25 protein-coding genes are annotated in these 21,145 nt (G+C 59.9%); 9 read left to right on the top strand and 16 right to left on the bottom strand.

From position 1 onward, the window contains the following. Window positions 1-21 precede the first annotated feature (21 nt). Window positions 22-813, top strand: a complete 792-nt coding sequence (locus tag C1Y43_RS23665) for a hypothetical protein (RefSeq protein ID WP_146068666.1) — start codon at window positions 22-24, stop codon at window positions 811-813. 71 nt (window positions 814-884) lie between these two features. Here C1Y43_RS23665 and fliR read toward each other — a convergent pair whose 3' ends face one another. The 13 genes from fliR to fliF form a co-directional block, all read right to left on the bottom strand. Beyond that, a complete protein-coding gene (gene fliR, locus C1Y43_RS16265; protein WP_088517792.1) occupies window positions 885-1,661 on the bottom strand; it encodes a flagellar biosynthetic protein FliR in 777 nt (258 codons plus the stop codon). Window positions 1,662-1,663: 2 nt separating this feature from the next. Continuing rightward, window positions 1,664-1,933 (bottom strand): flagellar biosynthesis protein FliQ, encoded by a 270-nt coding sequence (gene fliQ / locus C1Y43_RS16260; protein ID WP_058757477.1) that lies wholly within the window; start codon window positions 1,931-1,933, stop codon window positions 1,664-1,666. Between the two features lie 7 nt (window positions 1,934-1,940). Further along, window positions 1,941-2,633, bottom strand: a complete 693-nt coding sequence (fliP, locus tag C1Y43_RS16255; RefSeq protein ID WP_233209850.1) for a flagellar type III secretion system pore protein FliP — start codon at window positions 2,631-2,633, stop codon at window positions 1,941-1,943. 38 nt (window positions 2,634-2,671) lie between these two features. Beyond that, window positions 2,672-3,025: a flagellar biosynthetic protein FliO gene (fliO, locus tag C1Y43_RS16250; RefSeq protein WP_104188934.1), complete on the bottom strand. Its 354-nt coding sequence runs from the start codon at window positions 3,023-3,025 to the stop codon at window positions 2,672-2,674. Next, entirely contained in the window at window positions 3,025-3,405 is a 381-nt protein-coding gene (gene fliN / locus C1Y43_RS16245) for a flagellar motor switch protein FliN (protein ID WP_104188932.1), read from the bottom strand. Before fliN ends, fliO begins: the two co-directional genes overlap by 1 nt. Before the next feature lie 7 nt (window positions 3,406-3,412). Continuing rightward, a complete protein-coding gene (fliM, locus tag C1Y43_RS16240; RefSeq protein ID WP_088517818.1) occupies window positions 3,413-4,405 on the bottom strand; it encodes a flagellar motor switch protein FliM in 993 nt (330 codons plus the stop codon). 5 nt (window positions 4,406-4,410) lie between these two features. Beyond that, window positions 4,411-4,911 (bottom strand): flagellar basal body-associated FliL family protein, encoded by a 501-nt coding sequence (locus C1Y43_RS16235; protein WP_088517788.1) that lies wholly within the window; start codon window positions 4,909-4,911, stop codon window positions 4,411-4,413. Between the two features lie 132 nt (window positions 4,912-5,043). Beyond that, complete coding sequence (locus C1Y43_RS16230) at window positions 5,044-6,078, bottom strand: flagellar hook-length control protein FliK (protein ID WP_104188930.1); 1,035 nt, start codon at window positions 6,076-6,078, stop codon at window positions 5,044-5,046. Further along, window positions 6,069-6,524, bottom strand: coding sequence for a flagellar export protein FliJ (gene fliJ, locus C1Y43_RS16225; RefSeq protein WP_058757472.1), 456 nt, complete (start codon window positions 6,522-6,524; stop codon window positions 6,069-6,071). Before fliJ ends, C1Y43_RS16230 begins: the two co-directional genes overlap by 10 nt. Next, the gene (fliI, locus tag C1Y43_RS16220; protein WP_104188928.1) at window positions 6,521-7,912 is read right to left on the bottom strand and encodes a flagellar protein export ATPase FliI; all 1,392 of its coding nucleotides are present in this window, start codon (window positions 7,910-7,912) and stop codon (window positions 6,521-6,523) included. Before fliI ends, fliJ begins: the two co-directional genes overlap by 4 nt. Continuing rightward, complete coding sequence (locus C1Y43_RS16215; RefSeq protein WP_104188926.1) at window positions 7,909-8,616, bottom strand: flagellar assembly protein FliH; 708 nt, start codon at window positions 8,614-8,616, stop codon at window positions 7,909-7,911. The genes fliI and C1Y43_RS16215 overlap by 4 nt, the downstream gene beginning before the upstream one ends. Beyond that, window positions 8,603-9,589, bottom strand: coding sequence for a flagellar motor switch protein FliG (gene fliG, locus C1Y43_RS16210; RefSeq protein WP_058757469.1), 987 nt, complete (start codon window positions 9,587-9,589; stop codon window positions 8,603-8,605). The genes C1Y43_RS16215 and fliG overlap by 14 nt, the downstream gene beginning before the upstream one ends. After that, on the bottom strand, window positions 9,586-11,265 hold the full coding sequence (fliF, locus tag C1Y43_RS16205; protein WP_104188924.1) for a flagellar basal-body MS-ring/collar protein FliF: 1,680 nt from the start codon (window positions 11,263-11,265) through the stop codon (window positions 9,586-9,588). Before fliF ends, fliG begins: the two co-directional genes overlap by 4 nt. Before the next feature lie 240 nt (window positions 11,266-11,505). Here fliF and fliE point away from each other — a divergent pair, with 240 nt between their 5' ends. The 8 genes from fliE to C1Y43_RS16165 all read left to right on the top strand — a co-directional run bounded on the left by fliE (window position 11,506) and on the right by C1Y43_RS16165 (window position 18,573). Beyond that, on the top strand, window positions 11,506-11,832 hold the full coding sequence (gene fliE, locus C1Y43_RS16200) for a flagellar hook-basal body complex protein FliE (protein ID WP_104188923.1): 327 nt from the start codon (window positions 11,506-11,508) through the stop codon (window positions 11,830-11,832). Window positions 11,833-11,947: 115 nt separating this feature from the next. Then, entirely contained in the window at window positions 11,948-12,808 is an 861-nt protein-coding gene (locus C1Y43_RS16195; protein ID WP_104188921.1) for a CheR family methyltransferase, read from the top strand. Beyond that, a complete protein-coding gene (locus C1Y43_RS16190) occupies window positions 12,805-13,851 on the top strand; it encodes a chemotaxis response regulator protein-glutamate methylesterase (protein WP_104188919.1) in 1,047 nt (348 codons plus the stop codon). Before C1Y43_RS16195 ends, C1Y43_RS16190 begins: the two co-directional genes overlap by 4 nt. Window positions 13,852-13,880: 29 nt before the next feature. Next, window positions 13,881-14,270 carry a chemotaxis response regulator CheY gene (cheY, locus tag C1Y43_RS16185; protein WP_058757464.1) on the top strand — a complete coding sequence of 130 codons (390 nt, stop codon included), beginning with the start codon at window positions 13,881-13,883 and terminating at the stop codon, window positions 14,268-14,270. A 2-nt stretch (window positions 14,271-14,272) separates the two neighbouring features. After that, entirely contained in the window at window positions 14,273-14,914 is a 642-nt protein-coding gene (cheZ, locus tag C1Y43_RS16180; RefSeq protein WP_058757463.1) for a protein phosphatase CheZ, read from the top strand. 16 nt (window positions 14,915-14,930) lie between these two features. Continuing rightward, window positions 14,931-16,076 carry a flagellar biosynthesis protein FlhB gene (gene flhB, locus C1Y43_RS16175; protein ID WP_104188917.1) on the top strand — a complete coding sequence of 382 codons (1,146 nt, stop codon included), beginning with the start codon at window positions 14,931-14,933 and terminating at the stop codon, window positions 16,074-16,076. After that, window positions 16,076-18,175: a flagellar biosynthesis protein FlhA gene (flhA, locus tag C1Y43_RS16170; protein ID WP_088517778.1), complete on the top strand. Its 2,100-nt coding sequence runs from the start codon at window positions 16,076-16,078 to the stop codon at window positions 18,173-18,175. Before flhB ends, flhA begins: the two co-directional genes overlap by 1 nt. Then, window positions 18,172-18,573, top strand: a complete 402-nt coding sequence (locus C1Y43_RS16165) for a flagellar protein FlhE (RefSeq protein ID WP_233209846.1) — start codon at window positions 18,172-18,174, stop codon at window positions 18,571-18,573. Before flhA ends, C1Y43_RS16165 begins: the two co-directional genes overlap by 4 nt. Window positions 18,574-18,626: 53 nt before the next feature. Here C1Y43_RS16165 and C1Y43_RS16160 read toward each other — a convergent pair whose 3' ends face one another. Genes C1Y43_RS16160 through fliD form a run of 3 tightly spaced genes read right to left on the bottom strand, consistent with a single transcriptional unit; the run spans window position 18,627 to window position 20,821 of the window. Further along, window positions 18,627-18,965 (bottom strand): flagellar protein FliT, encoded by a 339-nt coding sequence (locus C1Y43_RS16160; protein WP_104188915.1) that lies wholly within the window; start codon window positions 18,963-18,965, stop codon window positions 18,627-18,629. After that, a complete protein-coding gene (fliS, locus tag C1Y43_RS16155) occupies window positions 18,958-19,365 on the bottom strand; it encodes a flagellar export chaperone FliS (protein WP_058757458.1) in 408 nt (135 codons plus the stop codon). The genes C1Y43_RS16160 and fliS overlap by 8 nt, the downstream gene beginning before the upstream one ends. 49 nt (window positions 19,366-19,414) lie before the next feature. Further along, complete coding sequence (gene fliD, locus C1Y43_RS16150) at window positions 19,415-20,821, bottom strand: flagellar filament capping protein FliD (protein ID WP_104188913.1); 1,407 nt, start codon at window positions 20,819-20,821, stop codon at window positions 19,415-19,417. Between the last annotated feature and the right edge of the window lie 324 nt (window positions 20,822-21,145).

Below are 21,145 nucleotides of genomic sequence, written 5' to 3'. Positions count from 1 at the left end.
CAAGCTGAAGCAATTGTGCGGATGAGTGACGTCCGAATAGAATATCCATTCGGTCTTTATGGAAGGGCGCACATTGAGGCCTGGTCCCCAAGCGCACAGGATAACCAACCAGTATATGATGATTGCACAGCGCAATGTGCTATTTATTTTGTTGTCAAAATGTCTCAAAATAATCAAATGGTAGGCTTTTCTGCATATAGAATTTTTGATTCTTATGATGTTCCTGAGCTAAAGAAGGTAAAAACTTATGGCGATGTACGTAGCGCAGTATTGCACACTCTCCCTATACCATTTTCTACACCGGAAATCGCACTTGCTTCTAGCGATATGTACAACCCAGATTATCGTTGCGCACAATTAATTTATTCAACAGAATTAACACATAACGGATATAACCTTCAGCATGGTACGTTTCTATCAAATACCTGCATAGGTAATGAACATCCGGAAATTAAATGTAAGCTTGATACAACGAATTACCATCTCCAGCATGGCGCTATTTCCAGCTCGCAAATTAATGGCAATACGGCCAGCGTTACCGGCTCGGTAACCTGTACCGCCCCCTATTCAGTGCGATTGCGGGCAGCGAACATGGAAGACACATCCAGCAATGTAATTGAATTCAAAGATATCCCAGGCCTTAAATCACGTATTCTGATTAATAATCAGGATGGTAACAAGGATATCCCGCTCGTTATTCCACAGGGTGGCGTGCCGGTGCCTTTTACCCTGAGCTCAGTATTAAATTACAGCGGTAACGATGCATCCGGTAAATTTAGTGGTAACGCACTGTTTTATTTTACCTATGACTGAACAAATATATTACCGCACAGTTATATCTAACGGTTAACTTTACGTCCGGTGCGTGTATGCTGAGGCCTTGATTAGCGCAATCCCTGCACCAGCAGCACCAGCCGGGCGAAGTTCTCGCCCATCAGCGCCTCGAACCACGGACCGATAGCGCCAGTGATCACCCACAGCGCCACCAGGCCGCTGGTCAGCGTGAGCGGAAAACCCACTACAAAGATCGACAGCTGTGGCGTAAAGCGGTTGAGCACGCCGAGCGTCAGGTTGATACACAGCAGCACCATCATCACCGGCAGGCACAGCATCAGCGCGGAGGCAAAGATGGCGGCGGCCGAGGTGCTGAGCCAGAGAAAGATCTGGCCGTTGAACGGGGCATCGCTGATCGGCAGAGCAACAAAGCTATCGGTCACGATACGCAGCATCCACAGGTGGCCGTTGAACGTCAGAAACAGCAGCGTCACCAGCACATTCAGCAACCGGGCGATGATCGGCATGCTGCCGCTGGAAGGATCGAAGAAGGTGGCAAACGACAGGCCCATCTGCAGGCCGATGACTTCACCGGCGATGCGCACCGCCACAAACATAAACTGAATGCTGAATCCCATCGCGACCCCGATCACCAGCTGGCGCAGCGCCAGCCACAGGCCGTTTAGCGAAAACAGCGGCACCGGCTGCGGCGGCAGCTCACCCGCCACCAATAAGGTGATCAGCAGCGCCAGGCCGATTTTGGTTTTGCGATCGATGCCCTTTTCGCTGAATACCGGCGCGGCGTGAAACAGCGCCAGCAGGCGCACAAACGGCCAGAAATAGATATTGACCGCGTCCGTGAGGCTCTCCATCGGCAGCGTCAGCATGGTCAACCAATCAGATACGGCAGGCTGCCAAACAGGGTGCGGGTATAATCGAGAAACAGATTCAGCATCCACGGACCGAGCGCGATACCGGTGGCAACGATTGCGAGGATTTTGGGGATAAACGACAGCGTCATCTCGTTGATCTGCGTCGAGGCCTGAAAGATGCTCACCAGCAGACCAGTGAACAGCGCCACCAGCATCAGCGGCGCGGCAATCAGCAGCGCCACTTTGATCGCCTCGTGGCCAAGACTCATAATACTTTCGGGCGTCATGCGTTCCTCAACTAAAAAAACTTTTCGCCAGCGAGCCCAGCAGCAGCGGCCAGCCATCCACCAGCACAAACAGCATCAGCTTAAACGGCAGCGAAATAGTGGCCGGTGGCACCATCATCATGCCCAGCGCCATCAGCACGCTGGCCACCACCAGGTCGATAATCAGAAACGGAATGAAGACCGTAAAGCCAATCTGAAAGGCGGTTTTCAGCTCGCTGGTGACAAATGCCGGCAGCAGCATACGCAGCGGCACATCTTCGCGGCTGGCAAAATGGCTTTGCTTCGCCATGTTGGCGTAGAGCGCCAGATCGGACTGCCGCGTCTGCTGCAGCATAAATTCACGCAGCGGCTGTACGCCCTTTTGCAGCGCGGTTTCCATGCTGATTTGGCTGGCGGAGAGCGGCTGCCAGGCTTCATCGTAGATACGATTGAACACCGGCGACATCACATAAAAAGTGAGAAACAGCGCCAGCCCGAGTAGCACCTGATTGGGCGGTGCCGACTGGGTACCGAGCGCGTTGCGCAGCAGGCCGAGCACGATAATGATGCGGGTAAAACCGGTCATCAGCAGCAGCATCGCCGGCAGGAAGGTGATGCCGCTCAGCAGCACCAGCGTTTCCACCGGCAGCGACCAGCTCTGCTCGCCGGCGCGCGTCAGCACCAGATCGCCATTCGCCGCCAGCAGCGGGCGCGAGGCCAGGAGTAAACTTAACGCCAGCGCGCGCGTGCCCCAGCGTGTCACGCCTTGCGCCCTTTCAGCAGGTCACCGAGCGTGCTGCGAAAATCCGCCGCGGTGCGCGACGGCTGCACCTCTGCCTGTGGTTTGTCAAAGCTGGCGAGGCAGCTGATCTGACCGGCGCTGACGCCAATCAGCAGCTGACGGTCGTGCATCTCCACCACCAGCAGCCTTTCGCGCTGGCCGACGGTATGGCGTTCTGTAATCTGCAACGTGGCGCTGGCCTGCGGCAGACGGCGCAGCGCACCGCTGCGGCGCAAAATCCAGCCTGCGCCGATGATCAGCAGTACGATCAGCGCCAGCGTGCCGCCCACCTGCATAATTAAATTACCCGCCAGAGGTTCACTCGCGTTCATCAGCGGCTCAGCCTGTTCATGCGTTCGGATGGCGTGATGATCTCGGTGATGCGGATGCCGAAATTATCGGACACCACCACCACTTCGCCCTGTGCGATCAGATAGCCATTAATTAAAATATCCAGCGGTTCCCCCGCCAGCCCTTCCAGCGTTACCACCGAGCCCTGACTCAGGCGCAGCAGCTCTTTAATGGTCATTTTGGTGCGCCCCAGCTCCACGGTCATTTTGACCGGAATATCGTGGATCAGCTGGAGCTCATCGGAAACGGTCGCGCTGCTTTTGCCTGCCGGCGCGTCGGCCAACGCCTGCTCGTTCATCGCCGCCGCCCAGAGATCGTCGGCGGAGAGGTCAGCGCCAGGCACATTGAGGCTGTCATTCATGGGACGGTTATCCTTTCTTCAAAACGGTAAAACGCGAGTTCAGCATCTGTTCGATCTGCAGCGCATAGTGCTGTTCGATGCAGCCATAGCGGGCGCTGAACACCGGCACGTTATCCACGCTGGCCTCGACGCTGTTGCGGCGTTCAAACGGAATCACATCGCCCACCTGCATATTCATCACGGCCGACAGGCGGGTCGGAATCTCCGCCATGTTCACCACCAGCTCCAGCGCCGATTCCCGCACCTGCGAGGCCAGCAGCGTGCGCCACTGCGCATCTTCCATCACCGAGTTATCCAGCGGCGGGTTGGTGAGCAATTCGCGCAGCGGCTCAATCATGCTGAACGGAATACAAATATCGAAGCTGCCGTGCAGGGACCCAATTTCCACATGGAACGGCGTGGTCACCACAATATCGTTGGGTGAAGAGGTGATATTGGTGAACTTGACCTGCATTTCGGTACGAATATATTCGGTTTTGATATTAAACAGCGTACTCCACGCACTCTCATAACCGCTCAGCGCCATATTCAGCAGGCGTGAAATCACCCGCTGTTCGGTCGGGGTGAATTCCCGGCCGTCGGCTTTGGTGGGAAAACGCCCATCGCCGCCGAACAGATTATCCACCGCCATAAACACCAGGCTGGGTGAAAAGACAAACAGCGCCGAGCCGCGCAGCGGATGCAAATGCACCAGATTAAGATTGGTCGGCACCGGCAGGTTACGCGCAAATTCCAGATAAGGCTGTAAAGTGATTGCGCCGACGGTAATATCGAGGCTGCGCCGCAGCAGATTAAATAATCCCATGCGAAACTGGCGGGCAAAGCGCTCGTTAATCATCTCCAGCGACTGTAAACGTTCGCGGATTACCCGACGCTGTTTATTGGGATCGTACGGCTTAATGCCATCGTCGCGGGTCTGGGCAGCGCGGTCATCGTCCTCACTGCCGCCGCCGTTGAGCAGACGGTCAATTTCAGCCTGAGAGAGCAAACTGTCAGACATGGACATTACCGGATAATAAATTCATTTAATAAAATATCGCTGACCTGTAACTGCTGGCCGGATGTAATGGGCTGCGCCAGCGACTGCGCAATACTGTTTAACAGCGACTGTTTGCCTTCGGCGCTGACCAGCTGGTCGGCACTGTGCTGGGTCAGTAATAAATTAATGCGGCTGCGAATCTCCGGCAGCACTTTTTCCGCCAGGCTTTTGGACTCTTTATTTTCCACCCGCATGGTCAGGCCTATATATATCACCCGATTATCATTTGGCGTAACCGGCTTCAGGCTTACGGTAAAGGTTTTCAGCGGCACATACAGCGGTTCGGCGGGCGGAAGATTTTTTTCCGCCGGCGCGCGATTATTTTGTCCGGCCAGCGTGCCGCTAAGCTGTTTAAATTCCACCAGCAAATAACCCGCCATGCCACAGGCAGCCAGCGCCGCAATCAGCGCAATAATCATGACGGGCGAGCTTTTACGGCCGGCTGCCGGCGTTTTAGGGTTAACCATGAATAAAAGTGCCTTTTGAAATAGCGGTCAGAATATGAATCAGTGCGGCCGCTATTGTATTACAGCGACCGTCGCGGCTTATACCGGGATAAAATTTCATTCCTGAGCGCTATTCGCCGTTTGATAACGCCGCTAGACGAAGGTGCTGATTGCGCCTGTCGCGACGCGATTAACGCTCAGCGTCGCGGACGTTACCCCGGCGCTGTCCGCGTCACCGTCGGACGGGCGCGCGGAATCTGGCGAAGCGGTGGTGTGCCGCTGTGACTGCTGCTCAAAGTTGCCGGTGCTGACGCTGCTCTCACCGAGCTGAATACCGCTCTCCGCCAGCGCATGGCGCAGCTGCGGCAACGTCGCCTCCAGCGCGGCGCGTACCTGCGGATGATCGCTGAGCACCAGCAGTTGCGCCTGATCCTGCTGCAATCGCAGCGACACCTGCACGGTACCGAGGTCTTCCGGGTGCAGCTTCAGCTCGGCGCGGTGGACGCCCTGCTGCACCATCACCTTCAGCTGCTGGCCGATGGCCTGCTGCCAGGGTTCGCTGCCCGGCGCATCCTGCAGCTGAGCACGCAGCACCGGTTCCGCCGCAGGCGCACTGTCACTGGTGGCGCGCGCCGCGCCGGGCAGCGCCGTCAGCGCAGGCGCGCTGTCCGGGCTGCCCATGTCGCGCAGCGGCACTGCGTCACGGGTGTCAGTTACCGTCATCGGGTCAGGCGACCACGGCGTCGTGGGCGGTGCTGGCGTACTGTCTGCTGCCAGCGGGTGTGCGGCTGCGCTGTCAGGATTCATATCCGGCGTCGCGCGCGTCGCCACCGGCAGTCGCATGCTCTGTGGCGCCGACACTGACGCTTCGGTGGTCGCTGGCGTCGGGTGTTCGGTGACGGCTGAGGCCACAGGCAGCTGCGCTACCAGCTGTTGCAGTACGCTGGCATCCAGCTGGGCTGGTACTGGCAGCGGTGCGTCTTCCGCTTCGGCACCCTCTTCCGCGATGCGCGCAGGCGTTAAAGACGACGCGACTTCAGGCAGCGCCTGCGGCAACACTGTCGTCTCCGGGCTGCCCAGCCGTTGCGTCAGGAGGGCGGAAAACGCCGCATCAGGCGTTTTGCCGGTTGTGCCGCGACCGGCCAGATTACCCGGCGTCAGCAGCGTAAGCAGCGGCATCACAGGCATGTTTCACCGCCTTTATTGCCGGCGCGCTGGGCAAACTCATCCATCAGTTTCTGCTCCTGCCGCTGCAGCCGCTGCGCCTCACGTTGCGTCGCGCGCGCCTGCAGGGTTTCATAAGCGTTAAGGCGCCGTTTTTCCTGGCTCCACAGCACGCGGCTCTGGCTTACCCGATGCTGGCAGTGGGTCACCTGCTGCACCTGCTGCCCCACCACCTGGTTAAGCGAATGGATAAACGACTGGTGATTGATCAGATCGGCGATACACATGCCGGCACCGGTAACCTGCTGCTGCAGCGCCTGCTGGTATTCGCGTTCGTAGGTCTCCAGCTGGGTTAATTGCTGCGTCGCCTGCTGCCAGTGCTGCTGCGCTTCGCCCAGCGCCTGCACCCGCTGCTGCACTTTTTTCTCCGCCTGCTCACGCAGAAAATCCATCGGATTGAGCGTACTCATGGTGTTACCTCATCATGCACCGGAAGGTCCGGGAAAAGCTGGTCAAGCTGCGCGCGGGCGCTGGCCAGATCGCAGCGCTGATCGATACCCTGATGCAGCAGCGCTTCCATCTGCGGATAGAGCGCAATGGTCTGGTCGAGCAGCGCATCGCTGCCGCTGACGTAAGCGCCGACGCTTACCAGGTCGCGATTACGCTGCCAGCTGGACAGCATCTGCTTAAAGCGCCGCACCTGCTGAAAACGCTGCGGCGAAATCAGGTCGGTCATCGCGCGGCTGATTGACGCTTCAATATCAATCGCCGGATAGTGGCCGGCCTCCGCCAGCCGCCGCGACAGCACGATATGGCCGTCGAGAATGGCGCGCGCCGAGTCGGCGATCGGGTCCTGCTGATCGTCGCCCTCGGTCAGCACGGTATAGAACGCGGTGATCGATCCGCCGCCTGCCAGACCGTTACCGGTGCGCTCCACCAGCGCTGGCAAACGGGCAAACACCGACGGCGGATAGCCTTTGGTGGCTGGCGGTTCGCCGATGGCCAGCGCAATCTCGCGCTGCGCCATGGCATAGCGCGTCAGGGAATCCATGATCAGCAGCACGTTGAGGCCGCGATCGCGAAAATCTTCGGCGATGCGCGTGGCGTAGGTGGCACCCTGCATACGCAGAATCGGCGACACGTCGGCCGGCGCGGCGATCACCACCGCACGCTGACGACCGTCGGCACCGAGAATATTTTCGATGAAGTCTTTGACTTCGCGGCCGCGCTCGCCGATCAGCCCGACCACGATCACATCAGCGGTGGTAAAACGCGCCATCATGCCGAGCAGCACGCTTTTCCCGACGCCGGAGCCGGCAAACAGCCCCATGCGCTGGCCGCGCCCGACGGTAAGCAGCGCGTTAATGGCGCAGACGCCGACATCGAGTACGGTCTTAATCGGGTCGCGCAGCAGCGGATTGAACGGCGGCGTATAGAGTGCGCCGCGCGGCGCATCCCGTGGCGCAGGCAAGCCGTCGAGCGGCTGACCGCTGGCATCCAGCACCCGGCCCAGCAGCGCCGGGCCCAGCGGCAGCTGTTTGCCGTCAAACGCGCTGGTGCCGTTCTCCGCTGGCCACAGCGCGGCACCCGGCACGATGCCGTCCACCTGCTCCAGCGGCATCAGGTAAAGCAGTTTTTCTTTAAAGCCCACCACCTCACAGGCGACGCTTTCAGTGCCGCTGGCGCTGCGGCGTTCAACCTGGCACACTGCGCCAATCGGCAGTTGCAGGCCGACCGCTTCCATCACCAGCCCGGTAGCACGCGTCAGCCGGCCGCACTGGCGCACCGGGGTGAGCTGCTGCAGCTGCGCCTCGCGCCGGTCCAGCACCTCCAGCCACTGGCTAATGTACGCACTCATGGCACCAGATCCTCACGGCTTAACTGACACAGCGCCTGCCAGCGCCGCTCCAGCGTGGCATCCAGTTCGCCTTCGGCCCAGGTAAGGCGACAGCCCCCCGGCAACATGCTGTCGTCCGTGCGGATCTCCCAGCGCAGCGCCTGGCACGACGCGGCAAGGTACTCCTGCACCCACGGCAAATCCTGCGGATGGATCGCCAGCACGGCATCCTGCTGCAGCCAGCGATCTTCCTGTAAATAGCGGCGCAGCTGGTCGCTCAGCAATGCCGGATTGGCTACCAGACTGTCGCCGACAATCTGGCGCGCCGCCGCCAGCGCGTGCTGCAGCAGGCGGGCCGGAATCAGTTTGTTGATCTGTTCCAGCGTGGCCTGAAAACTGGCCAGCAGCGCGCGCGCCTGCTCGCCCTGCGCCTGCAGATCCGCCTGCGCCTTTGCCAGCCCCTGCGCGTAACCGGCTTGCTGCCCCTCGAGGAAACCGGCCTCATAGCCCTGCGCGTGACCCTCTTCGCGCCCGCGCCGCTGACCGTCACTCAGGCCCTGCTGCTGCGCCTGCTGCCGCAGCTGGCGCAGCTCGGCTTCAAGATGTTCAGTGGCGGGCGCATCGGCGGGAGGCTGCAGCGGCGCGCTCACGCTCTCCGGCGTCAGATCCGCCAGCAGATTGTCCGGCTGCCAGCGCGTCCACGTCGCTCTATCAGACGTAGGCATCGTCGTTGCCTCCCAGCATGATTTCGCCTGACTCGGCGAGGCGGCGCACAATCAGCAGAATATTTTTCTGCTCGGCTTCCACTTTCGACATGCGCACCGGCCCGCGTGATTTGAGGTCGTCGCGCATGATATCGGACTGACGTTTCGACATATTGCGGAAGAACTTCTCGCGCAGCGGCGCGTCGGCGCCTTTCAGCGCGACAATCAGCGATTCGTGATCCACTTCCTGCACGATGCGCTGGATGCTGCGGTCTTCCACGTCCACCAGATTTTCGAACAGGAACATTTCGTCGATGATTTTCTGTGCCAGCTCCTGGTCGAAGTCGCGCACCGCATCGATCGCCGCCTCTTCCTGCTGGGCTTTCATCAGGTTCAGAATCTCCGCCGCCGGGCGCACGCCGCCCAGCTTGCTGCGCTTCAGGCTCTGGCCGTGCAGCAGGTTGTTGAGCACTTCGGTCAGCTCCTGCAGCGCCGCCGGCTGCACGCCGCCAAAGGTGGCGATACGCAGCATGATGTCATTGCGCGCGCGTTCATCGAACTTGCTCAGCACATCGGCCGCCTGGCTGCGGTTGAGGTGCACCAGAATGGTGGCGATGATTTGCGGATGTTCGTCGCGGATCAGCTCCCATACGCCCTGCGGCTCCATGATATTGAGGGTTTCGATGCCGTTACCGCTGTCGGACGAGTCGAGGATGTCATCCAGCAGGCTGGAGGCGCGTTCGACACCCAGCGCTTTGATCAGCACGTTGCGCAGATATTCGCTGGTGTTGAGGCTCAGCGCCGCGTATTCGCTCGACTCCTGGCTGAATTCGCGCAGCACCTGCGCGATCTGCTCATGAGTAAACCCGCCGAGATTGAGCATCGCGCTGCTGATCTGCTTCACCTCATGGGTATTGAGATATTTAAAGACGTTGGCCGCCAGTTCGTCACCGAGGGTGAGCATCACAATGGCGCTTTTTTCTGAGGCATTCATGACGGGGTGCGTTCCTTATTCATCCACTGGCGGATCACCAGCGCGATCACGCGCGGCTCCTGCTGCGCCAGATCGCGCAGCTGCTGAGCGGTAATTTCGGTCTCGACGCGCTGCGCGCTTTTCTGCTGTTCGTCGCGTTCAGCCCGCCGCTGCGCGGCATGCTCCTGCTCATGGCGCGCTTGCTGTTCCAGCGCCAGCCGCTGCTGCTGCACATCGTGATGACGCTGCAGAGCGGGCTGCACCGCTTTCCGCCACAGCAGCCACGCCACCAGCGCCACCAGCAGATAACGTCCGGCTGAGATCAGCAGATTGATCAACGCCGGCTCCTGCCACAGCGGTACGCGCTGTGCGTCATCCTGCTCGCTGAACGGGGAGTTCACGATATTGACGCTGTCGCCGCGCGTTGCCGAGAAGCCCATCGCTTCTTTCACCAGCGCGGTAATCTGCGCCACCTGCGCGTCGCTCAGCGCCACGCTCTCTGCCTCACCGTTTTTGGCCGGCAGAAAGTTCACCACTACCGCCGCCGACAGCCGCTCAATGCGCGCGGCGTTGCTGCGCGTATGGGTCAAGGTGCGGTCGAGTTCAAAGTTGGTGGTATCGTCGTGGCGATTGTTGTACGGCTGCGCCGGCAGCACGGTGGCGGTGCTGCTGCTCTCTTTTTTGTCGCCGCTTTTATTCTCTTTTGCCGGTGGATTGTTGATTGGCAGACTGACCGGCGGCGGCGGCTGGTTACTTAACGCGCCCGGTACGCCGCCCACCGGCTGGCCATTGCCCTGCTCGGCACGGCTGCTCTGACGGCTGCGGATCGCCATTTTTTCCGGTGCGCTGTTCGGCTGATACTGCTCGTTGGTCTGCTCATGCGTGGTGAAATCCAGCTGGGCGGTCACCTGCGCGCGCACGTTGCTGCTGCCCACCAGCGGGGCCAGAATGGTCTGGATGCGCTGCTGATAGTCGGCTTCGATCGCCTGCGTGAACTGACGCTGCGAGGTCTGCACCGCCTCGCTGCCGCTCTGCGTCAGCAGCTTGCCGCGCTGATCGACCACCGTCACCTGCTCAACGTTGAGCGCCGGCACTGCACTGGCAATCAAATGGGTGATGGCGCTGACCTGGCTATCGTCCAGCGTGCGGCCATTGTTCAGATGCACCGTGACGGCGGCAGACGGCGGCGTTTGCTCATGCAGAAACAGCGACGGTTTAGGGATCGCCAGGTGCACGCGCGCGCTGCGCACCGGCCCCAGCGCTTCGATGGTGCGCGCCAGTTCGCCCTCCAGCGCGCGCTGGAAATTCACCTGCTCGCTGAACTGGCTGATGCCAAACTTCTCCTGATCCAGCAGCTCAAAGCCGACCGCGCCACCTTTGGGCAGGCCGAGCTGCGCCAGTTTAAGACGCACTTCATGCACCTGCGCTTCCGGCACCATGATCGCCCCGCCTTCACGGCTGAACTGGTAAGGCACGTTCATCTTGCTCAGCTCGCTGATAATCGCGCCGCCGTCCTCATCGCTGACCTGGCTGAACACCACGTGATACTGCGGGGCCTGCGCCCAGAAAAAGGTCGCCATGGTGAGCGTTATCGCCAGCGCCACGCTGAACGCCAGCACCAGTTTCGGGCTGGTACGCAGGCGGGCCAGCAGCGCGCTAATGGCAGGAGGTGTATGTGCTTTTATATTGGCATTCATGCCGAAACCCTGTGTAAAACAACGCAAACCATTGCGGTATTGCGTAACAGCACCACAATTCAGCGTAAGTCCGGTGAAGGGAAATAATCTGGTGCCTATTATGGTTTAAGCGCGTGTTTTTTTAAGCAGTAATAAGCTGAAACTTCTGTCGGCTTATCGCATTTTTCCCATTCGACAACGCGGTGTTAGGATTTTATCGTCAAATAAAAGGTTTATTTCCGGCATACAGGAATTAAAGGCATGTCCTTTTCAGCAATGCAATCGGTAGTCAGTCAAATTCAAAGCCAGGCAGCACAGCTGGCTGAACCGTCGCGTCGCGCGCCGGACGCGCCCGCCAGCGGTGTGCCGGCCTTTGGCGACGCGCTCGCCAGCAGCCTGCAGCAGCTTAATCATTTACAGGTTGAGGCAAAGCAGCAGAGTCAGCGCTTTATGCTGGGCGATGCCGGTGTGGAATTAAACGATGTGATGATCAGCGGGCAAAAAGCCGCGATGGCATTAACCTTTGGTATACAAATGCGCAATAAGATGGTCAGCGCTTACCAGGAAATAATGAATATGGCGGTGTAATTCACCGTCATTATTTCGCCAGTAATGTCACCCAGGCACGCTTATTCATTCTCCACTTTTAACGCAGCAGCTTATTAGCCGAGGCTGATATTCTCCGCCTGCGGATAGGTTTTTCATGACCGATATAAATACCCTGAAACCCAGTCCGGTTCAGCATCAGGTTAAGACCGCACTGACCGACCGGGAACTGTCTAAGATTAGCGCGCTGATTTACCAGCGCGCTGGCATTGTGCTGAGCCCGCAGAAGCGTGACATGGTGTATAACCGGCTGTCGCGGCGACTGCGCGAGCTGCGTCTCGCCTCTTTCACCGCCTATACCGACCGGCTGGAAGCGGACAGCCACAGCGACGAGTGGCAGGTGTTTATTAATGCGCTGACCACCAACCTGACCTCCTTTTTCCGTGAAGCCTACCATTTTCCGCTGCTGGCCGAGCACGCCCGCCAGCGCGGCAGCAGCTACAACGTGTGGTGTACCGCGGCGTCCACCGGCGAAGAGCCCTGCTCCATCGCCATGACACTGGACGGCGTGCTGGGCCGTCCGCTGGCCGGGCCGCGCGTGTGGGCCACCGATATCGACACCGAAGTCCTGCAGCGCGCCCAGGCGGGCATTTACCGTCTCGCCGATATCCACAGTCTGACCGCGGAGCAAAAAAAGCGTTATCTGCTGCGCGGTACCGGCATCAATGCGCAACAGGTGAAGATACGCCAGGAGCTGCTGAGCCAGATTCACTATCAGCCGCTTAATCTGCTGAGCGCGCAGTGGGAGATTCCCGGCCCGTTCGACGCCATCTTCTGCCGCAACGTGATGATCTATTTTGATCAGCCGACGCAGGAAACGCTGATGCGGCGCTTCGCCACCCTGCTGAAACCGGGGGGTTTGCTGTTTGCCGGCCACTCCGAACATTTTAACCAGCTCAACGGCCCGTTCCGCCTGCGCGGTCAGTCGGTGTATTGCCTCGCCGGAGCGCGCGGATGAACAAAATCAAAGTGTTGTGCGTGGATGACTCCACGCTGATTCGCAACCTGATGACGCGCATCGTCGACCAGCAGCCGGACATGGAGATGGTGGCCACCGCCGCCAATCCGCTGATCGCCCGCGAGCTAATCAAGCAGTACAACCCGGATGTGCTGACGCTCGACGTTGAGATGCCGCACATGAACGGACTGGAGTTTCTGCAGCGCCTGATGCGCCTGCGCCCCATGCCGGTGATCATGATCTCCTCGCTCACCACGCAGGGGTCAGAAACCACGCTGACGGCACTGGAACTCGGTGCAGTCGATTTTATCGCCAAGCCGGAACTGCGCCAGCCGGGAAGCATGGCGCTGTACAGCGAGCTGGTGTGCGAGAAAATCCGCGCGGCCGCTCAGGTGCGGCTGCGCCGCCAGGAATCGCTGCCGCCCGCCGCGCCGGTGACCATGCCGTCACGCGCCGCGCGCGACACGCTGTTTGCCATTGGCTCCTCCACCGGCGGCACTGAAGCGCTGCGCCGCGTGCTGACCACCCTGCCCGCCGACTGCCCCGGCATCGTCATCGCCCAGCACATGCCGCCCGGTTTTACCCGCTCGTTTGCCCAGCGGCTCAACCTGCTGTGCCACATCACGGTGAAAGAGGCCGAGGATGGCGAAACGGTGCGGCCGGGCCATGCCTACATCGCACCGGGTGATTATCACCTGACGCTGGCGCGCAGCAACGGCCACTATCAGCTTGCCCTGAATCAGCAGCCGGCGATCAACCGCCATCGCCCGTCGGTGGATGTGCTGTTTCACTCGGTGGCCAGCGTGGCTGGCAAACGCGCCGTCGGTGCCATTCTTACCGGCATGGGATCGGACGGCGCGCGCGGCCTGCTGGCGATGCGTCAGGCCGGCGCCTGGACGCTGGCACAGAGTGAAAAAACCTGCGTGGTGTTCGGCATGCCGCGCGAAGCAATTGCCCTTAATGCTGCCTGCGAAGTCGTTGACCTGCCGCAGATTGGACAACAGCTGCTTAACCGTGCCGGCGCTGTGCCGCAGGCGCGATAACCCGTTAATTGATTAAGAGGAATGATTTCATGGCCAACCCCCACCTGCGTTTTTTAGTGGTAGATGATTTTGCCACCATGCGCCGCATTGTGCGCAACCTGCTGCAGGAGCTGGGCTACAGCAATATTGACGAGGCGGAAGATGGCCAGGATGCGCTGAACAAGCTGCGCGGCGGCAATATCGATTTCGTCATCACCGACTGGAACATGCCCAACCTCGACGGTCTGGAGCTGCTGACCGCTATCCGTAACGACGCCGCCATGCGCACCATGCCGGTGCTGATGGTGACCGCCGAAGCCAAGAAAGAGAACATCATCGCCGCCGCGCAGGCCGGTGCCAGCGGTTACGTGGTGAAACCGTTCACCGCCGCCACGCTCGAGGAAAAACTCGGCAAAATCTTCGAAAAACTTGGGTGGTAACGATGGAAGGGGCACAAAACAAAGAAGCCACCGATAACTTCAAAGAGATTTTTTCCCGTATCGGACAACTGACGCGCCAGCTGCGCGACAGCGTGGCCAACCTCGGTCTCGATCGCGCCATCATGGAGGTGGCCGAAGCGATTCCGGACACGCGCGAGCGTCTCAACTATGTGGTGGGCAAAACCTCGCAGGCGGCGGATCGCGCGCTGACCAGCGTCGAGATCGCCCGCCCGCTGCAGGTCGAGCTCGGCGAGCGTGCCAGCGCCCTGACCGCGCGCTGGGATGCCTGGTTTGACGAGCCGCAGCCGCTGTCGCAGGCGCGCGAACTGGTGATCGACACCCGCGCGTTTCTCGCCGCTACGCCGGAAATTACCCGGCAAACCAACGAGCAGCTGATGGCGATCATGATGGCGCAGGATTTCCAGGATCTCACCGGTCAGGTGATTCAGAACATGATGACGCTGATTGAGAGCGTTGAGAACGAACTGATTCAGGTGCTGATTGAGAACATGCCGGAGATTCTGCCGAGCGCCATGCTGCACAACACCAGCCTGAAGAATGGCCCGCAGATCGATCAGTCACGCGCCGGCGTCGTGGCGACCCAGGAGCAGGTGGATGACCTGCTGGATTCCCTCGGGTTTTAAGCGTCCGGATTGAAACATGGCAGACGAGAGCGACGTCGAAAAAACCGAAGACCCCACGCCCCAGCGGCTGGCAAAGGCACGGGAAGAAGGACAGATCCCGCGTTCGCGCGAGCTGACCTCGGTGCTGTTGCTGCTGGTGGGCTGGGGCTTGTTGCTGTTGGGTGGCGAGCGGCTGGCGCATCAGCTGCTGGCGCTGTTACAGCAGGGTTTGCAGATTGAGCGCGCCAGTGCGTTCGACCCGCAGCAGATGCTGCTGCAGGCTGGTGCGCTACTTAAGCTGGCGCTGCTGGCCATGCTGCCGCTGGCGGCCGGTCTGTTGCTCACCGCCCTGTGCGCCCCGGCCCTGCTCGGCGGCGTAACGCTGAGCGCGAAAGCCATCAGGCTGGATGTCACCCGCCTGTCGCCGCTGAAAGGCCTGAAGCGCATGCTGTCGGCGCAAACGCTGAGCGAACTGCTGAAAGGCGTGCTGAAAGTGACGCTGGCGGCGGTGGCCTGCGGCGTGTTTCTGCTGGCCAACAAAAACGCCTTTATCCATTTGCTGTGGCAGCCGCTCGGCAGCGGCGTGCACGACGGCCTGCGCCTGCTGTCGCGCTGCCTGCTGCTGGTGGTGCTGGCCGCGCTGCCGATGGTCGGCTACGACATCTTCTGGCAGCTAATCAGCCACCTGAAAAAGCTGCGCATGAGCCGCCAGGAGATTCGCGACGAATTCAAACAGAGCGAAGGCGACCCGCACGTGAAAGGACGCATTCGCCAGATCCAGCGCAACGCCGCGCGCAGCCGCATGATGGCCGATGTGCCGAAAGCCGACGTAATCGTCAACAACCCGACGCACTATTCGGTGGCCCTCGCCTACAGCGAAGACAAGATGGCCGCGCCGGTGGTGCTGGCAAAAGGCGCGGGCGAGATTGCGCTGCGCATCCGCGAAGCAGCCAGCGCACATGCCATCCCGATGCTGGAAGCGCCACCGCTGGCGCGGGCGCTCTATCGCCACTGCGAAATCGGTGAAGCCATCCCCGCCAGTCTGTATACCGCCGTGGCGGAAGTGCTGGCCTGGGTCTATAGCCTGCGCCGCTGGCGTAAAGGCTACGGCCTGGCGCCGCAAACCCCTGCTAATCTTCCGGTGCCCGCGGCGCTGGATTTTGCCCGTGAGAACCCTGAGTGATGTCCAGTTTAACCACCAAACTTCGCCTGCCCAATCTGCGCCAGACGCAGTGGCAGATCCTCGCCGGTCCGGTGCTGATCATGACCATCATGGCGATGATGATTCTGCCGTTGCCGCCGTTTGTGCTGGATCTGCTGTTTACCTTTAACATCGTGCTGTCACTGATGATTCTGCTGGTGGCGATGTTCACCCAGAACACGCTGGATTTTTCCGCCTTCCCCACCGTGCTGCTGTTTTCCACGCTGCTGCGGCTGGCGCTGAATATCGCCTCGACGCGCGTGATTCTGATGAACGGCCATACCGGCGACAGTGCGGCCGGTCAGGTAGTGGAAGCGTTCGGCCACTTTCTGGTGGGCGGCAATTTTGCCATCGGCATTATCGTGTTCGTCATTCTGATCATCATTAACTTTATGGTGATCACCAAAGGCGCCGGACGTATTGCCGAAGTCGGCGCGCGCTTTGTGCTGGACGGCATGCCCGGCAAGCAGATGGCGATTGATGCCGACCTGAACGCCGGCATTATCGGCGAAGAGGAGGCGCGCCGCCGTCGCCAGGACGTCACGCAGGAGTCGGATTTTTACGGTTCGATGGACGGTGCCAGCAAATTTGTGCGCGGCGACGCCATCGCCGGGCTGCTGATCATGGCCATCAATATTCTCGGCGGGCTGGTGATTGGCGTCGGCCAGCACGACATGAGCTTCGGCGATGCCGCCACGACTTATACCCTGCTGACCATCGGCGACGGCCTGGTGGCGCAGATCCCCGGGCTGATCATCTCTACCGCAGCCGGCGTGATTGTGACGCGCGTGGCCAGCGAGCAGGATGTCGGCGAACAGATGGTCAGCCAGCTGTTCCGCAATCCGCGCGTAATGGTGCTGGCGGCCGGGGTAATTGGCCTGCTGGGAATGATTCCCGGCATGCCGAACCTGGTGTTTCTGCTGTTTACCGCCGCGCTGCTGGCGCTGGCGTGGTGGCTGCGCGGCAAAGAGGGCCAGCCGGATGCAGCCGCCCAGGATAAAGCGCAGCGCGCCGCCGAGGCGAAAAGTGCCGAGGCCGCGCAGGTGAGTGAAGCCTCCTGGTCGGATGTGGAGATCGAAGATACGCTGGCGCTGGAGGTCGGCTACCGGCTGATCCCGATGGTCGACAGTGACCAGCAGGGCCAGCTGCTGACGCGTATTCGCGGCATCCGCAAGAAATTTGCCCAGGAACGCGGTTTTCTGCCGCCGTCGGTGCACGTGAAGGACAACCTCGATTTACCGCCGACGCACTACCGCATTCTGCTCAAAGGCGTTGAAATTGGCCGCAGCGAAAGCTTCCCGGATCGCTGGATGGCGATCGATCCCGGCTGCGCCGAAGGTGACATCGCCGGGACGCCGTGCCAGGAACCGGCGTTTGGTCTGCCGGCGGTATGGATTGATGAAGTGATGCGCGAGCAGGCGCAGACGCTTGGCTACACCGTGGTCGATCCCAGTTCGGTGATCGCCACTCACCTTAACCAGCTGATCGCCACCCACGTCGAGGAGCTGTTTGGCCGACAGGAGGCGCAACAGCTGCTGGACCGCCTGACCAAAGAGATGCCAAAGCTGGTTGAGGATCTGATCCCCGGTGTGATCTCACTCACCACCTTCCATAAAGTGCTGCAGAATCTGCTGACCGAACAGCTGTCGATTCGCGACATGCGCACCATCATCGACACGCTGGCTGAATTTGCGCCGCAGCTGAGCGATGCCGACGACTTAACTGCCCAGGTGCGGGTGCGGCTCGGCCGCGCCATTACCCAGCAGTGGTTCCCGGGGAATGATGAACTGCAGGTGATTGGCCTGGATCTCAATCTTGAGCGCCTGCTGATTCAGGCTACGCAGAACGGCAGCCCGATTGAGCCCGGCATCACGGAAAAGCTGATCAAACATACGGAGAAAGCCATCCTGCAACAGGAAGCGATTGGGGCACCGCCGGTGCTGCTGGTGAATCAGCCGCTGCGTCTGATGCTGTCGCGCTTTTTGCGCCGCGTGTTTCCGCAGCTGGCGGTACTGGCCAGCCAGGAGATCAGCAGTAACCGCAGCGTGCGCATGACCTATCTGATTGGCGGTCCGGAGTGAAAAAGCGCGCCCTGCTGCTGCTGATCAGCGCGCTGCCGTTCGGCGCGCAGGCCGCCGGGTCGTGGCAGGCCACGCGGGCGGGTGGTCAGCTGCAGGTCGGCGGTCAGCTGCTGACCACGCCCGAACTGCGCGCACCGCGCGCGCTGCCGCCTGCGGCTAGCGTCACGCAGCTCAGCTGGCGGATTACGCTACTGCGCGCGGCACCGCCGGGACTGGGTATTAAGCTGTGCAGCGTGGATCGCTGTCTCAGGCTGGAGGGATTACAGGGCACGCTGCGGCCCGGTGCGCACTTTGCGGCGGCCGGTCCGTTTCGCTTTGTTTATAGCGTGGCCACTAAGGGCGCGCTGTTACCGCAGGTGCAGATCGTCAGTAATCAGCTGACGGTGAATTATCGTTAAGGAGCAAGACGCTTTATCAGCCGCTTTAAACGGCAGATAAAACGCCCTGCGCGTTAGTGCATGCGTGTGGGCAACAGGCTGGCATACGCCTGGGTACACTGTTTGCCGCGTCCCAGCGTCACCATCTCCTGCTTCAGCGTCGTCAGCCGCTGGCTCAGCGCCTGCATCATCTCGTTTTCATTATCCAGCAGCGTTTGCAGAATCTGCTTCAGCTCTTCACGCTCGCACGCTTCCAGCGCCGGCTGGTGCTGCATCAGCTGATTGAGCTGCACCACATAATTTTCTGCCAGCCGGGAGAAGTCCTGCCAGCTGCCCTGACGCGCCATCTCCAGCAGCGACAGGTTCAGTAAAAAAATCTGTTCATATTCAGATGTCAGTCGGGAATTAGCCATGGCGGGTCGCTTTTACCTTGGGTTCAATCTCTTTCCAGGTGCGGGAAAGCGTGGCGATAACGTCAATCGCGGCGGGCAGTTCTGCCGCTGAATGGGTAAGATTGGCTTTCAGCAGGGTGCGCGAGACATAGTCGTACAGGCTCTCCAGCTGCTGTGCGATTTCACCACCGACCTCATGATCCAGCGCCGGGCGCAGACCGTTATCGATGATATTGATGGCGCGCGACAGCATTTCGCCGCGCCGCGCCACGTTGCCTTTCTCAAAGTAGATGCGCGCGCGCTGCATGGCGTTGAGCGCGCCATCCAGCAGCATGGTAATCAGCTGATGCGGTGACGCGCCCGCCAGCTGGGTTTCCAGATCCAGTCGCGCATAGCTGTGCCGTCCGGCCGGTGAATACATAATGACTCCGTTATCTGACCGACGGCGCTGTGCGCCGCCGCGGAAGCTATCACAGGGTGGCAATCACCGAGGAGAGCTGGTTACTCATGCTGTTCATCTGCGCCATGGTCTTTTCCAGCGCGATAAACTGCTGCCGATAGCGCTCGACGTTTTTGTCGATCAGCGCCTGGGTACGATCAATCTGCTCCTGCATGCGCTTGACCTGCTCATCCAGCCCATCAGTGGCCAGCTTGATCGCGCCTTTATCCTTTGAGGTGCCATCGCCGAGGTACTGATCGAAGATGGCGTTGAGCTGGCCGGCGATGCCGGTTTTTTCGCCCCGCCCCATGAACATTTCGCCGATCGCTTCGGGATGATCGGCCACTGCCGCATCGAGTTTTTTCTCGTCGAGGCGCATTTCGCCGCTGGCGGTGTCGATAGTGATGCCAATATCGGCCAGCGACGACACATCTGCCGTGCCCTCACCCACCACGCCGTTAATCGAGGTGCGGATTTCACTCATCATGCCGCGCAGCATGATGTCACCCATCAGCACGCCGTTGCTGCCGCCGCCGTCTTTTTTCGCGCCGTCCTGGTCAAACTTGCTGGCAGTGCCCACCAGTTTTTGCAGCGCGTTGTACTGCTCGACGAAGCTCTTCAGCGTGGTTTTGATGGCGCTGTTATCTTTGGTCAGGGTGAGCTGTTCGCCTTCCGTCTGATCTTTGGATTTGGCCTTGAGCTCCAGCGTCACGCCATCGATGATGTCGGAGATATTGTTGCTGGAGCGGGTGTATTTGATGCCGTCGACGCTCAGTTCGGCATTTTTCGCCGCGACTTTCTCTTCGATGGTGCCAATGTTTGGGTCGGTATTGAGCAGGCCATCCAGCTTATCGTCGCCGGTCACCGCAACTGACATCCTGCCGTCTTCTCCGGATTTCTTCGCGGTGAGCACCAGCTGGTAGCCATAATCGGTGCGCTGCACCGAGGCCGTGACGTCGCCATCGGCCTTGTTGATTTTTTTGGCGATCTGCTCCAGCGAAGTTTCATCTTTGCTCAGCTCGATATCCAGCTTTTCACCGTCACCGGTGGTGATGGTCAGGGTGCGTGTTGCCTCATCACCGCCCAGCAGCTGATCCTTTTTCTCCTGTCCCGCCGTCGCCAGTTTGTGCGCGGCGGCCAGCTCGTGGACCACCACTTTATGAGTATTGGCGCTGGCGCCTTTCCCGAGGGTCACGGTGAAGGCGTCGTTTTTGCCCGGCGTCAGCGTGCTGAAGCCGTTATCGGTCAATCCCTTTACGCTGTCTTTTAATTTATCCAGCGCGCTGCTGATTTGCCCCCACGCGGATATTTTGCCCTGATAATTGGTTTGCAGAGTGGCGTAAGGTTTTAATCGGGTCAGCTCTGCCTGCTGGATCTGTTCCAGCATTGCGCCGGTATCAATGCCGGAGCCGATACCGAGCGATGAGAAGCCTGCCATATGATTCTCCCTATAATCGAGGTGTGCAGCAATTCGCTGTGTCTATTAAGGACATCGGGGATTGCGCCAATAAGTTTAATTTTTTCCCTTTCGCCTGGACATAAAAATTCACCGCCGCCGCAGAGTCGCGCGCTTATCCGGCTATTAATTTCTCACCACCAAAAACAAAGCGCTTAATTAGCGCCAGAAGTGCGCGCATTTCCCGGCTTTGATACAGCGTGCAATTTTTTGCTGAAAAAATATTTTAGGGAATTCATCCGGCACCGATGGAATAGGTAAGCGTCAGCGCGACGCATTGTATTTTCTCAGCACGTTGTGGTTATT

Source organism: Pantoea sp. ICBG 828, assembly GCF_002928355.1.
GTDB lineage: Bacteria > Pseudomonadota > Gammaproteobacteria > Enterobacterales > Enterobacteriaceae > Pantoea > Pantoea dispersa.
The sequence above is the reverse complement of the archived record's forward strand: the minus strand, read 5'-3'. Positions and strand labels throughout refer to the sequence as shown.